Source organism: Kitasatospora sp. NPDC058162 (genome assembly GCF_042884005.1).
GTDB lineage: Bacteria > Actinomycetota > Actinomycetes > Streptomycetales > Streptomycetaceae > Kitasatospora.
This window is the reverse complement of record NZ_JBHVUS010000030.1, coordinates 33,863-48,593: the sequence shown is the minus strand read 5'-3', so window position 1 is coordinate 48,593 and position 14,731 is coordinate 33,863. Positions and strand designations below refer to the sequence as shown.

Sequence of the window (14,731 nt, the reverse complement as noted above, 5' to 3'; positions counted from 1 at the left end):
AACACACCTCCGACCGTCGGGCCGATATGGTCTACGCTGGTAAAAGCGGGGCAAAACTTCGGCCCCGCCGGTCCCACCCCAGAACGACCTGCACCGAAACGACCTGAGGAGTGACACTCCCCCTCGATGGACGATCCGTCCGGTAGTACCCGCGCCGCCTCGCTTCCGACCCCCGGAAGGCAGGCGGCACTGTGATCACCGCCTGGCTGCTGTTGCTCGCCGCCCTGCTCCTGATCCTCGCCAACGGCCTCTTCGTGGCCGCCGAATTCGCCTTCGTGACCGCCGACCGGGGCGCGGTGGAACGTTCCGCCGAGACCGGCGACGCCAAGTCCCGCCGGGTCTCCCGGGCGCTGCGGCACCTCTCGTTCGAACTCTCCGGCGCCCAGCTGGGCATCACCGTCACCTCGCTGGTGGTCGGCATGCTCGCGGAGCCGGCCCTGTCGACCCTGCTCCAGCCCGTGATGTCGGGCATCGGGGTGCCGGACTCGGCCGCCCGCGGCGTCGCCGTGGTGGTCGGCATGGTGCTGGCCACCGTCGTGCAGATGGTGATCGGCGAGCTGGTCCCGAAGAACTGGGCGATCTCCCGCCCGCTCCAGGTGGCCCGCGCGGTCGCCGCCCCGCACATGGCCTTCTCCTTCGCCTGCCGCCCGCTGATCAGCTTCCTGAACGGCGCCGCGGACCGCACCGTCCGCGCCTTCGGCATCGAGCCGCAGGAGGAGCTGGACCACGCCCGCACCCCGGCCGAGCTGGTCTCGCTGGCCCGGCACTCGGCCAGGGCCGGCGCGATAGACGAGGAGTCGGCGACGCTGTTCGTCCGCACCCTCGGCCTCGGCGAGCTCACCGCCGAGTCGGTGATGACCCCGCGGATCGACGTCGCCGCCCTCCAGCGCGACGCCACCGCCTCCGACGTCATCAACCTGACCCGGGCCACCGGCCTGTCCCGCTTCCCGGTCTACACCGACACCGTGGACGAGATCACCGGCATCGTGACGCTCAAGGACGCCCTCGCCGTCCCGGCCGCCCGCCGCGGCCTGGTCCGGGTCGCCGAGCTGTCCTCGCCGCCGCTGCTGGTGCCCGAGACCCTGCCCGCCGAGCGGCTGCTCGACCAGCTGCGCCGCCTCCAGCCGATGGCCATCGTGGTCGACGAGTACGGCGGCACCGCCGGTGTCGTCACCGTCGAGGACATCGTCGAGGAGATCGTCGGCGAGGTGCAGGACGAGCACGACCCGGCCGACCACCCCGACCTGCTCCCGCTGCCGGCCGTCGACGGCCTGCCCGCCTGGGAGGCCGACGGCCGCGCCCGGCTCGACCAGCTGGAGGCGATCGGCCTGAACGCCCCGGACGGCCCGTACGAGACCCTGGCCGGCCTGGTCTCCGACCTGCTCGGCAAGCTGCCCGTGGTGGGCGAGCAGGCCGAGCTGCCCGGCTGGCGGTTCACCGTGACCGGCGTCGACCGGCACCGCACCAGCCAGGTCCGGGTGCAGCGCACCAGCGCGCCCGGCCTGTTCGGCGAGAGCGGGGATGACGTCCGATGACCGTCCTCCAACTCGCCGTCGCCGTCCTGCTCCTGCTCGGCAACGCCTTCTTCGTCGGCGCCGAGTTCGCCGTCGTCTCGGTGCGCCGCAGCCAGATCGAGCCGCTCGCCGAGGCCGGGCACAAGCGCGCCCGCACCGTGCTGCACGCGCTGTCCAACGTCTCCGCGATGCTGGCCGCCGCCCAACTCGGCATCACCGTCTGCTCGCTGGGCCTCGGTGCGCTCGCCGAGCCGACCATCGCCGCCCTGCTGGAGGGCCCGTTCCACGCGATCGGCGTCCCGTCCGGCCTGATGCACCCGCTCTCGTACGGGATCTCGCTGGCCCTCGTGGTCTTCCTGCACATGGTGATGGGCGAGATGGTGCCGAAGAACATGGCGATGGCCGGCCCGGAGCGGGCCGCGCTGCTGCTCGGCCCGCCGCTGGACCGGCTGGCCCGCTGGCTCGCGCCGGTGATCCGGGCGCTCAACGCCTGCGCCAACGGCGTGCTGCGGCTGTTCCGGGTCGAGGCCAAGGACGAGGTCGAGTCGGTGTTCACCACCGAGCAGCTGATGTACCTGCTGGTCGACTCCCGGGACGCCGGCCTGCTCGACGAGGACCGCCAGGAGCGCCTGGAGGACGCGCTGGAGCTGGGCCGCCGCCCGGTCACCGAGGTCCTGCTGCGGCCCGAGCAGTTGGTCACCGTGGACCCGAAGGCGACCGCCGCCGAGGTCGAGGAGCTCGCCCTGCGCACCGGCTTCTCGCGCTTCCCGGTCACCGACGGGGACCCGGCCGGCCACGGCTACCTGGGCTACCTCCACCTCAAGGACATCCTCGACGTGGACGACCCGTCGGCGCCCGTCCCGGCCCGGCTGTGGCGGCCGATCACGGTGCTGCGCGGCAGCCTCCCGCTGGACGACGCCCTCGGCGCGATGCGCCGCGCCACCTGCCACCTGGCCGCCGTGCTGGACCAGGACGGCCGCACGATCGGCGTGGTGATGCTGGAGGACGTCCTGGAGGAACTGGTCGGCGAGATGCACGACCCGGACCACCGGACGACCGCCTAGCCACCGGAAAACACCGTTCGCCGAGGGCGATTCTGCCCACAGCATGCAGCGGTTCCCAGGCCGACCACCCTCGGAGGAGGGTGGTCGGCATGAGACTCCTGCTGCTGGGTGGAACGAAGTTCGTCGGACGGGCCGTCGCCGAGGAGGCGCTGGCCAGGGGGTGGGAGGTGACGGCCCTCAATCGCGGCACGCAGCCCGCGCCCGAGGGCGTCCGGGTGCTGCTGGGCGACCGCACCGCCGAGGACGGCCTGGCCGCGCTCGGCACGGGGGAGTGGGACGCCGTGGTGGACACCTGGTCCTGGGCCCCGGCGGCCGTGCGTGACAGCGCCCGGCGGCTGAACGGCCGGGTCGGCCACTACGCGTACGTCTCCAGCCGCTCGGTGTACGACTACCCGCTGCGCGCCGGGGCCGACGAGACGGCACCGGTGGTCGACTCCGCACCGGACCTCACCGGCGAGGTGGGCTACGCCGAGGCCAAGCGTGGCGCCGAACTGGCCCTGGAGGCGGAGTACGGCGGGCGCGCCCTGCTGGTCCGCGCCGGACTGATCCTCGGCCCGTACGAGAACATCGGCCGACTGCCCTGGTGGCTCAACCGGATCGCCCGCGGCGGCCCGGTGCTCGCCCCCGGCCCGCGCGAGCTGCCCCTCCAGTACATCGACGGCCGCGACCTCGCCGGGTGGACCCTGGACGCGGTGGCGGCCCGGCTGAGCGGCCCGTACAACGTGGTCAGCCCGGCCGGCCACACCACCATGGGCGGGCTGCTGGAGGCCTGCGTCCGGACCACCGGCTCGGACGCCGAGCTGCGCTGGACCGACCCGGAGCGGATCACGGCGGCCGGCGTGGAGCCGTGGACGGAGCTGCCGATCTGGCTGGCGCCCGGCGAGCTCTACGACTTCCTGCACGGCGCCTCGGTCGCCCGCGCCGTCGACGCCGGGCTGCGCTGCCGCCCGGTCGCCGAGACGGTCGAGGACACCTGGGCCTGGCTGCGGTCGATCGGCGGCGAGGCCCCGCAGCGCGCCGACCGGCCGAACGTCGGGCTCGACCCCGAGCGCGAGGCGAGGCTGCTCGAGGGCTGAGGCCTGGAGGCCCGGAGGGGGAGCCGGTCGTCAGCCCCGGCCGTCGATCAGCTCCCCGTACGCCTGCACCAGGTCCGGCAGCCGCAGCGTCGCCAGGTCCTCCCGGCCCGGCGGCTCGCGCAGCAGCGACAGCCGCAGGTCCCGGTAGGCGCAGGACTTCTCGTACAGGGTACGGATGAACCGGCCGTTGCCCAACTCGTCGATCCAGCCCTCGCGCACCACGTGGACGCAGATGCTGGCCAGCTCCTCGGCCGCGTCCTCGTCCCAGCCGTCGCCGTCCCGGCCGGCCAGGGCGGCGCCGATCGCGGTCAGCTCGTTCGGCCGGTAGCTGGGGAAGTCGACCCGGGTGGTGAAGCGGGAGTTGAGGCCGGGGTTGGTGGCGAGCAGCCGGTTCATCCCCTCGGGGTAGCCGGCCAGGATCACCACCAGCCGGTCCCGGTTGTCCTCGGCCCGCTTGAGCAGCACCTGGAGCGCCTCGTCGCCGTACGCGTCGCCCTTGGTGTAGCCGGAGTTGGAGAGGCTGTACGCCTCGTCGATGAACAGCACACCGTCCAGCGCGGAGTCGATCAGCTCGTTCGCCTTGACGGCGGTCTGGCCGAGGAACTCGCCCACCAGGTCTGCTCGTTGGGCCTCCACCAGGTGGTCGCCGGAGAGCAGGCCGAGGGCGTGGAAGACCCGGCCGAGGATCCGCGCCACGGTGGTCTTGCCGGTGCCGGACGGGCCGGAGAAGACGAAGTGCCGCTTCGGCGGCTGAACCGGCAGCCCCTGCTCGGCCCGCAGCCTCGACATTCTCAACTGGGCGGACAGCGCCCGGACTTGGCGCTTGACCGGCTCCAGGCCGACCATCAGCGAGAGTTCCGCCAGGGCCGCGTCCAACTCCCGTTCGCCGCCCGCAGTTTGGGGCACCGGGGCGGCGGCGGTCCGGGGCTGGGCCTCGCCGCGCACCGGCAGCGGCGGAGGCGGCGCGACGGGGCCGGCCGGGGCGCCCGAGCCGGAGCGTTCGCCGGCCGTCTGCGGCGCGCCGTCCGTGGGGGCGGTGTCCGGGGCCGGTCCGGCGAGCGGGCCGTCCATCAGCGTCGCGTCCACCGAGGGCCCGCCGCCGGCCGGGGCGGTGCCGGGTCCGGCGCCGGCGCCGGTGCCGAACTCGGCGTCATAGAGCGGGCTTTCGGCGTAGCCGGGGTCCTCCTGGTAGCCCGTCTCACCGCCCGGCCCGGCCCCGTCCAGACCCACACCGTCCAGGCCGGTGCCGTCGAGTCCGGCCCCGTCCAGTCCGGCGCTGTCGAGTCCGACCCCGTCCAGCCCGCCCGAGCGCCCGTCCGCGAGCAGCCCGTCCGCGAGCGCGTCCTCCGCCGAGATCGCCGCCAACCGGGCCGAGGTGTCCATGAAGGCCGGATCCGCCCGGTGCACCGCCCGGTACAGCGGCAGCGCCGCCGCACTGCGCCCGGCCCCCTCGTAGGCCCGGGCCAGCCAGTACCGCAGCTCCTTGCGCTGCGGCTGCTCGGAGCGGCAGCGGGCCAGCGAGGCGGCCAGCGGGCCCTGCGCCTGGGCGCACATGTCCAGCCGCACCCGGGCCATGCCGGCGAAGAGCCCGGCCTCGATGCCCAGCAGCGGGTCGTCCAGCAGCCGGTCGGTGTCCCGGATCAACTGCTCCCAGTCCTTGAGCAGGTAGGACCGGCAGGCGTACAGGAACTGGGCGGACGGATCCTCGCTGGGCGCCGGGCACTGCTCCAACGCCCGGTCCAGCTCGGCCAGATGGCGGCCGTCCAGCCAGTGCGAGGCGTGCGCCAGCGCGAGGTCGCGGGCGTCCTCCAGCACCGGCTGGACCCACCAGCCCAGCCAGTACCAGGAACTGAGCGGGCGGCGGTGCAGCCTGCGCTGCTCGCCGAAGCGGGCCTGGTTGCGGTACATGGCGAGCAGGGCCGCCGAGGTGTCGCTGCGCAGGGCGTGCAGGCCGAGCCAGGCGTCGGCCATGCCGGGGTCCAGTCGGACGGCCGCCCGGAACTCCTCCTCGGCCCGGGCGTAGGCGCCGGCCGTGTAGGCGTCCATGGCCCGCAGCCAGGCCCGGTCGGCGAGCCGGTCCGGGCCGCCCGCCGTGCTGTCGGAACTGTCCACCGTCGTCACTCACGCCCCCCGCGGTGTGGCCCGGGGGTCGGCCGGCGGATCGCCCGTGCGCAGCCGGGCCGGTGGTCGTCGAGCCCCCGGGGCGCATATGCGCCTACCGGGAATCGTACCGGCGCGGGGCTGATCCGGAAGGGTGCCGCACAGGGTCAAATACGATCGCGCACAGGGTGGTTGAGCGGCCGGATGGCCGAAAAACCGCTGGCCGGGCGGGCTGGGGGAGGGGACCGGACGGCGCCCCCGGCTCACGGGGGAACAAGCCGGGGGCGCCGGGTCCGAAGCGGCCGGAACGGTGGGTTCCGGCGACTGAGGAGAACCTAAATCCTGGTGATGTCGCAGGTCAAGGGGCTAGTTGAAGGTTCACCGACGGTGCTCGGCACGATCCGTCCGGTCACCCCGTCGACCCTCGTGGCGGCGTGCGGACGGCTCGGGTCGGCGGCGAAGTGCGCCGCCTCCGCGCGGGCCCAACCGGCCCAGAATCCGGCGAGTTCCGGCCCGTCCCGCTCCTCGCCGCGCCGACGGGCCGCGGCGGCGTCCAACTCCATCCAGATCACCCGGGCCAGCCACGGCCGCACCTCCCGGCGCCCGGCCCCGACCCCCTCCACCAGCACCACCGGCGCGAGCGGCACCCGGGCGGTGCCCGTGAAGCGGCGCAGCGTCCAGTCGTACACCCGGTGCTCGGCGTCCCGGCCGGCCGCCAGCGGCTCCAGCACCTGCTCGCGCAGCCGCCCGGTCCAGCCGAAGAGCTCGGTGTGGGTGGCCAGGTCGTCGAGGTGGACCACCGGGGCCCCGCCGAGCGCCGCTGCCAGCCGCCCGGCGAAGGTCGTCTTGCCGGAGCCCGCGTGCCCGTCCACCGCGACCAGCCGCACCGGCCCGCAGGAGGGCGGCAGCTCCCGCAGCTCCGCCGCCAGCCCGGCCACCGCGTCGCGCCCGGCCACCGCGTCGCGCCCGTTGGCCGCGTCTGCCGCATCGCGCCCGGTCAGCGCATCGGCCCCGCCGACCGCGTCTGCCGCGTCGCGCCCGGTCAGCGGGTCGACCGGAGCCGGCGGACGGGGGGAGGAGACGGTTTCGGATGCAGCCACAACGTCAACCCTACGGTGCCGTAGCCCACCACTGCGGACAGATCATCTGTGCAGGTCGTGACGGCAGCGCGGGTTTCGGGCATACTCGCCTTCGCTACGCATGTGAACGGCCGTTCACCGCAACCCGGTGCCGGTCGGGCCGACCTGCCACACCCGCGCCGGACCACCCGCCACCCGGGCCCGGCGCCCGATCGAGGAGGCGACCCTCGCCATGACCCCCTCCCCCGTGAAAGCCGTGGAGCGCCAGCTGCCCAGCGAGGAGGCCCGCGAGCTGCTGAGCCTCACCCGGGACCTGGTCCAGCGCGAGCTCCAGCCGCGCGCGGCGGAGGACGAGGCCGCGGACCGCTTCCCCCGGGAGGTCTTCCGCACCCTGGGCGAGGCCGGCCTGCTCTCCCTCCCGTACGGCGAGGAGTACGGCGGCGGCGAGCAGCCCTACGAGGTGTACCTCCAGGTGCTCGAGGAGCTCGCGTCCGGCTGGCTCGCGGTCGGCCTCGGCGTCAGCGTGCACACCCTGTCCTGCCACGCGCTGGCCACCTTCGGCAGTGACGAGCAGCGCGCCAAGTGGCTGCCCGGCATGCTCTCCGGCGAGCAGCTCGGCGCCTACTGCCTCTCCGAGCCGCAGTCCGGCTCGGACGCGGCGGCCCTGCGCACCCGTGCCGACCTCGACGGGGACGAGTACGTCGTCAACGGCACCAAGGCGTGGATCACCCACGGCGGCCAGGCCGACTTCTACAGCGCCCTGGTGCGTACCGGCGTCGACGGCCCCAAGGGCATCAGCTGCCTGCTCGTCCCCGGCGACCAGCAGGGCCTGTCGGCCGCGCCGCCGGAGCACAAGATGGGCATGCGCTCCTCGCCGACCGCCCAGCTGCACTTCGACGGCGCCCGGGTGGCCCGCGAGCGGCTGATCGGCGAGGAGGGTCAGGGCTTCCAGATCGCGCTCGCCGCACTGGACTCCGGTCGCCTCGGCATCGCCGCCTGTGCGATCGGCGTCGCCCAGGCCGCGCTCGACCTCGCGGTCGACTACGCGCGCACCCGGCGCCAGTTCGGCCGCCCGATCGCCGACTTCCAGGGCCTGTCCTTCATGCTCGCCGACATGGCGACCCAGATCGAGGCCGGGCGCTCGCTCTACCTCGCCGCCGCGCGGCTGCGCGACGCGGGTCGGCCGTTCTCCAAGGAGGCGGCGATGGCCAAGCTGTTCTGCACCGACACCGTGATGCGGGTGACCACCGACGCCGTCCAGGTGCTCGGCGGCTACGGCTACACCCAGGACTTCCCGGCCGAGCGCTACATGCGCGAGGCCAAGGTGCTGCAGATCGTCGAGGGCACCAACCAGATCCAGCGCCTGGTGATCGGCCGCCACCTCACCAAGGGCTGAGCCGAGGGCCGGACCGAGGTCCGGCACGACGTCCGGCGCGAGGTCCGGCACGAGGGCGGGAGCCCTCCCCGATACGGCCCCCGGCCGCCACTCCAGGGTGCGGAGTGACAGCCGGGGGCAATTCTCTGACTGGACGTCAACTCATCGGCGCACGGCGGGAGTCAGCGCCGTGCGAGCCGTCGGCGCTGCTCCGGGATGGTGGCGAGCGGGACGGCCGCGGCGATCGGCCGCACGGCCTTGGCCTGAGCGCCGACGGTGCTGCCCGCACCGCGCACCGGGCGGTGCACCAGCGCGTGCGAGAACGGCTGGGTGCGCCAGTCGAGTCCGCTCGGGAGCTTGAACAGCGCCTCGAACCCGGTCGGTTCGTCGTCCTCCGGGGTCTCGACCTCGGCCAGGTCGTCGGTCAGGGTGCCCGAGCCGGGGCAGATCGCGGGGGCGAAGGGGTTCCAGGCGGTGGGCAGCAGTGCGTGCTGTGGCAGCCGCTCCTCGTCCGCCACCAGGGCGATCGGACGACGGCACTCGGGGCAGTGGACCCGGAAGATGTCCCAGGTCTCGGCCTCGCCGGGGTCGGTACCCGGCGCGTGGTCGGCCGCGAGGCCGTCGCGGCCGGTCAGATCGTCGGTCTCGTCGACGGCCAGCACACGCTGGTCAGTAGCAGGCATGGGGATCCCCCTAGGATCGGGCCCGGCGTGGTCGCTCTGGGGCCACAACCAGCACTTCCCTCCGACTCGGGCTCATAACCCTGCGGAGTTGTGCACCGTGATGCACCGGGTGTGTCCTTGGCCACACCGCCCGCCACATTCACCCGGCACATGCCCATGTGACACCTGTGGTCCTACCCCGTGCAACCACCGTGCGCCCCCCGTGCCCCCGACCGGGTAGGTTTGCCGACTGTGGAGGATCTAGACCAACGCATCGTCCAGCTGCTCCTGGAGGACGGCCGGATGAGCTACACGGACCTGGGCAAGGCCACCGGCCTGTCCACCTCGGCGGTGCACCAACGGGTGCGCCGCCTCGAACAGCGCGGGGTGATCCGCGGCTACACCGCGATCATCGACCCCGACGCCGTCGACCTGGCGCTGACCGCGTTCATCTCGGTCAAGCCCTTCGACCCCAGCGCCCCGGACGACACCCCGGAGAGACTGGCCGGCCTGCCCGAGATCGAGGCCTGTCACAGCGTCGCCGGCGACGAGAACTACATCCTCAAGGTGCGGGTCGGCGCCCCCGGTGACCTGGAGGACCTGCTGGCCCGGATCCGCAGCGCCGCCGGAGTCTCCACCCGCACCACCGTGGTGCTCTCCACCCCGTACGAGGCCCGACCCCCGAAGCTCTGAAGGCCGGGCCGGCTCCCCGGGGGGAAAAGCAAGGGGCAGACTTAGCCGCATGACCGAACGCACCCTCCGGACCGTCCTGCTGCGCGGCGGCGCCGTCTACAGCCCCGCCGACCCCTTCGCCACCGCGATGCTCGTGGAAGGCGGGCAGATCGCCTGGGTCGGCAGCGACGGCGCCGCCGAGGCGTACGCCGCGACCGCCGACGAGATCGTCGAGCTGGACGGCGCCCTGGTCACCCCCGCCTTCGTCGACGCCCACGTGCACGCCACCGCCACCGGACTGGCGCTCACCGGCCTCGACCTCACCGGCAGCCCCTCGCTGGCCGCCGCCCTGGCCGCCGTCACCGCCTTCGTCGAGGCGCAGCCGGAGACCGGCGGGGTGCTGATCGGCCACGGCTGGGACGAGACCGGCTGGCCCGAGGGCCGCCCGCCCACGCTCGCCGAACTCGACGCGGCCGCCCGGGGCGCCGCGCTCTACCTCTCCCGCACCGACGTGCACTCCGCGCTCGCCACCACCGCGCTGCGCACCCTCACCGAGGGCCTCGCCGAGCGCCCCGGCCACGACGCCGAGGGCCCGCTCACCAAGGACGCCCACCACGCCGTCCGGCAGACCGCGCTGGCGCAGCTCACCCCCGAGCAGCGCCGCCGCGCCCAGCGGGCCACCCTGGCCCGCGCCGCCGAGCTCGGCATCGGCGCCCTGCACGAGTGCGCCGGCCCGGAGATCTCCGCCGAGGCCGACCTGGCCGCCCTGCTGGAGCTGGCCGCCGAGGGCGAGGGCCCCGAGGTCTTCGGCTACTGGGGCGAGCTGGGCGGAGTCGAGACGGCCCGCCGGCTCGGCGCGGTGGGCGCCGGCGGCGACCTCTTCGTGGACGGCGCGCTCGGCTCGCACACCGCCTGCCTGCACGCCCCCTACTCCGACGCCGAGCACACCGGCACCGCCTACCTGACCGCCGGGCAGGTCGCCGACCACGTCGCCGCCTGCACCGAGGCCGGGCTGCAGGCCGGCTTCCACGCGATCGGCGACGCGGCGCTCGCCGCCGTCATCGAGGGCGTGCGCACGGCCGGCGAGCGGGTCGGCGCCGCCCGGGTCAAGGCGCTGCGCCACCGCGTCGAGCACGCCGAGGCCCTGGACGACGAGGCCATCGCGGCCTTCGCCGAACTCGGCCTGACCGCCTCCGTCCAGCCCGCCTTCGACGCCGCCTGGGGCGGCCCGGACGGCATGTACGCGCAGCGCCTGGGTGCCGAGCGGGCGGCCGGCCTCAACCCGTACGCCGCGCTGCTGCGGGCCGGCGTCCCGCTGGCCTTCGGCTCGGACGCCCCGGTCACCCCGCTCGACCCGTGGGGCACCGTGCGCGCCGCGGCCTTCCACCGGACGCTGGAGCACCGGATCTCGGTCCGTGCCGCCTTCACCGCCCACACCCGCGGCGGCTGGCGCGCGATCGGCCGCGACCACGACGGCGTGCTGGTGCCCGGCGCGGTCGCCAACTACGCGCTCTGGGCCGCCGACGAGCTGGTCGTCCAGGCCCCGGACTCCCGGGTGGCGGGCTGGTCCACCGACCCGCGCTCCGGCACCCCCGGCCTGCCCGACCTCACCCCGGGCCACGAACTCCCGGTCTGCCTGCGGACGGTGGTCCGCGGCCGCACCGTGTACGAGCGGTAATTCGGATGAACGGCGGGCGATCACCCTCATAGGGTGCGGGCCATGACCGAACTCGTCCCCGCCGACTTCACCGTCCCGCGCGAGCTGCTCGCCCCGGAGTTCCGCCTGGAACCCCTGGGCGAGCAGCACAACGCCTCCGACCACGCCGCCTGGACAGGCAGTATTGAGCACATCAGCGCCACCCCCGGCTGGGCCGGCCGCGGTTGGCCGCCCGTCGACGGCATGACCCCGGAGGACAACCTCGCCGACCTGCGCCGGCACGCCGCCGACTTCGAGGCCCGCCGCGGCTTCACCTACACCGTCCTGGAGCCGGACCGGGACGAGGTGATCGGCTGCCTGTACATCTACCCGGACCGCGAGGACCCGTCCGCGGTCTCGGTCAGCTCCTGGGTCCGCGCCGACCGCGCCGAGCTGGACGCCCCGCTGTACCGCGCCGTCTCCGCCTGGCTCACCGACCACTGGCCGCTGGGGCGCTTCCGCTACTCGGAGCGCTGATCCGCCCAGGACGGGCCCCAGCACCCTGACCTCACGCGCCCTCGACGTTCCGGGGTACCTTCTTCGCACAGCGTCCGAACAGCAAGCCCCAGGAAGATGGTGCGCCGGTGGCCATGCCCGTCACCCAGGAGCGGTCCGGGACCGCTCCCGAGCCACAGGAACCGGCCCAGGCCCCCGGCCGCCTCGCCCGCGCGCTCGCCAAGGTCCGGGCCGGCCTGCCGCGCACCGGCCTCGCCGCGCTGTCCGGCCTGCTGCTCGCCTTCGCCTTCCCGCCGTACGACCTGTGGCCGCTGTCGCTGCTGGGCGTCGCCGCGCTGTCGCTGCTCACCCGCGGCCGCACCTTCCGCCAGGGCGCCTGGACGGGCTTCGCCTTCGGCTTCCCGTTCTTCCTGATGCTGCTCAGCTGGCTGCGGGTGGTCGGCTGGGACGCCACGGTCGGCCTGTCGGTCGTCGAGGCGCTGTTCCTGGCCCTGCTCGGCGGGGCGCTGGCGCTCACCTCCCGACTGCCCGGCTGGGCGCTCTGGGCGGCCGCCCTGTGGGTCACCCAGGAGTGGGCGCGCGACCGGCTGCCGCTCGGCGGCTTCCCCTGGGGCCGGCTCGCCTTCGCCAACACCGCGACCCCGTACACCCCGCTGGCCGCCCTCGGCGGCGCACCGCTGGTGACCTTCGCGGTCGCCCTGTCCGGCACCCTGCTCGCCTGGGCGGCGCTGCGCCTGCGCGGGCCGGGCCGGGCCCCGAAGGCCGCCGCCCTGGCGGCGCTCGGCGCGGTGGCCACGCTGCTGGTCGGCTACCTCGTCCCGGTGCCCACGGCCGCGGCCGACACCGTGAAGGTCGCCATCGTCCAGGGCAACGTGCCCAACCCGGGCATGGACTTCCTGGGCCGCCCGATGATGGTGCTCAACAACCACGCCTCGGCCACCGAGCGCCTCGCCGCGGACGTCCAGGCCGGCAAGGTGCCGCGCCCCGACGTGGTGATCTGGCCGGAGAACTCCTCCGACCTGGACCCGTTCAGCGACCCGCTGGCCCGCCAGCGCATCGACGAGGCGGTCAAGGCGGTCGGCGTGCCCACCCTGGTCGGCACCCTGGTGGACGGCCCGGACGCGCAGCACGTCCAGAACGAGGGCATCGTCTGGGACCCGGTCACCGGCCCCGGCGCCTCCTACACCAAGCAGCACCCCGTCCCGTTCGGCGAGTACGTGCCGTTCCGCGCCCAGCTGATGAAGGTGGTCACCCGCCTCCAGCGGGTCGCCCGCGACTTCTACCCGGGCGACCACAACGGCGTGATGCAGCTTGGCCCGGCGAAGATCGGCGACGTGATCTGCTTCGAGGTGGCCTACGACGAGATCGTCCGGGACACCGTGGACAGCGGCGCCCGCGTCCTGGTGGTCCAGACCAACAACGCGACCTACGCCGAGACCGGTCAGCCCGAGCAGCAGCTGGCGATGAGCCGGCTGCGCGCGGTCGAGCACGGCCGGGCCGTGTTGATCGCCGCCACCAGCGGCATCAGCGCCGTGATCGCCCCGGACGGCACCGTCGAGCAGCGCACTGCCGAGCTGACCCCGGCCGAGCTGTCCGCCACCGTCCCGCTGCGCGACGGCACCACGGTGGCCGACCGGGTCGGTGCCCTCCCGGAGTGGACGCTGGCCGTCGGCGGCCTGCTGGCCTGCGGCGCCGCCCTGCTGGTCGGCCGTCGCCGGAAGCCGGCGGGCGGAACACCGGCCGCCGGGGAATCGTTGGACCAGGTGGTGCCGTAGCCGGCCCGGACCTCCCGTGCGGCGCGCATTGCACCGCTTGGAGTGGATTCGTACCGTGACCCAGCAAGCTACCCCGACCCGTCCGGTTCCGCGCGGAAGGCTCCGCCGGGTGCTGCCGTTGCTGATCACCGCCTGGCTGGTGCTGGAGATCTGGCTGCTGGTCCTGGTGGGTTCGTGGCTGGGCGGCCTCGCCGTCCTGCTGCTGCTCATCGCCGGCGGGGTGATCGGCGGCTCGCTGATCAAGCGGGCCGGCCTGAAGGCGCTGTCGGCGGCGGTCGAGCAGAGCAAGAACCCGCAGTCCCAGCAGCCGCAGACCGGCACCAGCATGACCGTGCTGGCCGGGCTGCTGCTGATCGTCCCCGGCTTCCTGTCCGACCTGGTCGCCCTGACGCTGCTGTTCCCGCCGACCCGGGCGCTGTGGCGGGTGGCCGGGCGCAGGGTCGCGGACAAGGCGATGCGCAGCACCTCCACCGTGGGCACCGACGCGTTCGCGGACGCGATGCGGCTGCAGGAGCAGCTGCGCATCCACCGCCCGGACGGCAAGGTCGTCCAGGGCGAGGTGGTCGACCCGGAGGCCGGTCCGCGCGGCCCGCAGGGCCCGGACACCACCTACCGGCCGCCGATCAACGGCTGACCGGGCCGCCCACCTCCGACAACGCGAAAGGGACCCTGGTGACCAGGGTCCCTTTTCGCGTCCTCCCGCTCGTGGCGGGAGCGAGATGTGTCAGGCGCTCTTGCGGGTGTCCCGCGGGTGCACCGCGAGGTTCATCCCGCCGGAGCGGAGCACGGCCAGCCGTTCGGCCAGCACCTCCTCCAACTCCTCGCGCGTCCGGCGCTCCATCAGCATGTCCCAATGGGTGCGCGTGGGCTTGGTCTTCTTCTCCTCAGGCTCGTCACCGTCGAGGAGAACCGCCTCCTGACCGCAGAAGCGGCATTCCCAGGCCTGAGGGATCTCCGCCTCGACCGAGAATGGAACCTCGAATCGGTGTCCGTTCTGACATGCGTACTCGACGGTCTGGCGGGGAGCCAGATCGATACCACGGTCGGTCTCGTAGCTAGTGGCCCCGAGTCGCGTGCCGCGGAGAGCTCGCTCGCTCATGAATCGTGCCTCCCGGGCTTATGGCCCACAGGACTAGTGGTCGCTGTTCTTCGTCGTTCGGTCAACGCTCGGCTTCCGACGAAGATTCCCGTCCGGGGACATGCGTCGTCTGTCGTGCCGCCCCTGTTTGTACCCACCGTCGCCCGATTTGTCACATCTGGCC

The 14,731-nt window shown here is 74.1% G+C and carries 13 protein-coding genes; 9 read left to right on the top strand and 4 right to left on the bottom strand.

Going from position 1 to position 14,731, the window contains the following annotated elements; all coding sequences use genetic code 11:
• Positions 1-191: 191 nt before the first annotated feature.
• The 3 genes from ACFVXG_RS35200 to ACFVXG_RS35190 all read left to right on the top strand — a co-directional run bounded on the left by ACFVXG_RS35200 (position 192) and on the right by ACFVXG_RS35190 (position 3,654).
• Complete coding sequence (locus ACFVXG_RS35200) at positions 192-1,535, top strand: hemolysin family protein (RefSeq protein WP_387933578.1); 1,344 nt, start codon at positions 192-194, stop codon at positions 1,533-1,535.
• Complete coding sequence (locus tag ACFVXG_RS35195) at positions 1,532-2,578, top strand: hemolysin family protein (RefSeq protein ID WP_387933577.1); 1,047 nt, start codon at positions 1,532-1,534, stop codon at positions 2,576-2,578. Before ACFVXG_RS35200 ends, ACFVXG_RS35195 begins: the two co-directional genes overlap by 4 nt.
• 89 nt (positions 2,579-2,667) lie before the next feature.
• Positions 2,668-3,654 (top strand): NAD-dependent epimerase/dehydratase family protein, encoded by a 987-nt coding sequence (locus ACFVXG_RS35190; RefSeq protein ID WP_387933575.1) that lies wholly within the window; start codon positions 2,668-2,670, stop codon positions 3,652-3,654.
• Positions 3,655-3,684: 30 nt separating this feature from the next.
• On the opposite strand, the gene ACFVXG_RS35185 is transcribed toward ACFVXG_RS35190, so the two are convergent.
• Together ACFVXG_RS35185 and ACFVXG_RS35180 are read right to left on the bottom strand one after the other, a co-directional pair.
• Positions 3,685-5,700 carry an AAA family ATPase gene (locus ACFVXG_RS35185; protein WP_387933670.1) on the bottom strand — a complete coding sequence of 672 codons (2,016 nt, stop codon included), beginning with the start codon at positions 5,698-5,700 and terminating at the stop codon, positions 3,685-3,687.
• 389 nt (positions 5,701-6,089) lie between these two features.
• A complete protein-coding gene (locus ACFVXG_RS35180) occupies positions 6,090-6,710 on the bottom strand; it encodes a uridine kinase (protein ID WP_387933669.1) in 621 nt (206 codons plus the stop codon).
• A gap of 355 nt (positions 6,711-7,065) precedes the next feature.
• Between ACFVXG_RS35180 and ACFVXG_RS35175 the strand changes: the two genes are divergently transcribed.
• Positions 7,066-8,229 carry an acyl-CoA dehydrogenase family protein gene (locus ACFVXG_RS35175; RefSeq protein WP_387933573.1) on the top strand — a complete coding sequence of 388 codons (1,164 nt, stop codon included), beginning with the start codon at positions 7,066-7,068 and terminating at the stop codon, positions 8,227-8,229.
• 161 nt (positions 8,230-8,390) lie between these two features.
• On the opposite strand, the gene ACFVXG_RS35170 is transcribed toward ACFVXG_RS35175, so the two are convergent.
• Positions 8,391-8,891 (bottom strand): hypothetical protein, encoded by a 501-nt coding sequence (locus tag ACFVXG_RS35170; RefSeq protein WP_387933571.1) that lies wholly within the window; start codon positions 8,889-8,891, stop codon positions 8,391-8,393.
• A 231-nt stretch (positions 8,892-9,122) separates the two neighbouring features.
• Between ACFVXG_RS35170 and ACFVXG_RS35165 the strand changes: the two genes are divergently transcribed.
• The 5 genes from ACFVXG_RS35165 to fxsA all read left to right on the top strand — a co-directional run bounded on the left by ACFVXG_RS35165 (position 9,123) and on the right by fxsA (position 14,103).
• Entirely contained in the window at positions 9,123-9,563 is a 441-nt protein-coding gene (locus ACFVXG_RS35165; RefSeq protein WP_045694655.1) for an Lrp/AsnC family transcriptional regulator, read from the top strand.
• Positions 9,564-9,612: 49 nt separating this feature from the next.
• Positions 9,613-11,220, top strand: a complete 1,608-nt coding sequence (locus tag ACFVXG_RS35160; RefSeq protein ID WP_387933570.1) for an amidohydrolase — start codon at positions 9,613-9,615, stop codon at positions 11,218-11,220.
• Positions 11,221-11,262: 42 nt separating this feature from the next.
• Positions 11,263-11,715: an N-acetyltransferase gene (locus tag ACFVXG_RS35155; protein WP_387933568.1), complete on the top strand. Its 453-nt coding sequence runs from the start codon at positions 11,263-11,265 to the stop codon at positions 11,713-11,715.
• Positions 11,716-11,828: 113 nt separating this feature from the next.
• A complete protein-coding gene (lnt, locus tag ACFVXG_RS35150; RefSeq protein ID WP_387933566.1) occupies positions 11,829-13,469 on the top strand; it encodes an apolipoprotein N-acyltransferase in 1,641 nt (546 codons plus the stop codon).
• 55 nt (positions 13,470-13,524) lie between these two features.
• Positions 13,525-14,103 (top strand): FxsA family membrane protein, encoded by a 579-nt coding sequence (gene fxsA, locus ACFVXG_RS35145; protein ID WP_387933564.1) that lies wholly within the window; start codon positions 13,525-13,527, stop codon positions 14,101-14,103.
• 90 nt (positions 14,104-14,193) lie between these two features.
• Here the strand turns inward: fxsA and ACFVXG_RS35140 are convergent, their stop codons facing one another.
• Positions 14,194-14,568: an RNA polymerase-binding protein RbpA gene (locus ACFVXG_RS35140; RefSeq protein WP_350506367.1), complete on the bottom strand. Its 375-nt coding sequence runs from the start codon at positions 14,566-14,568 to the stop codon at positions 14,194-14,196.
• Between the last annotated feature and the right edge of the window lie 163 nt (positions 14,569-14,731).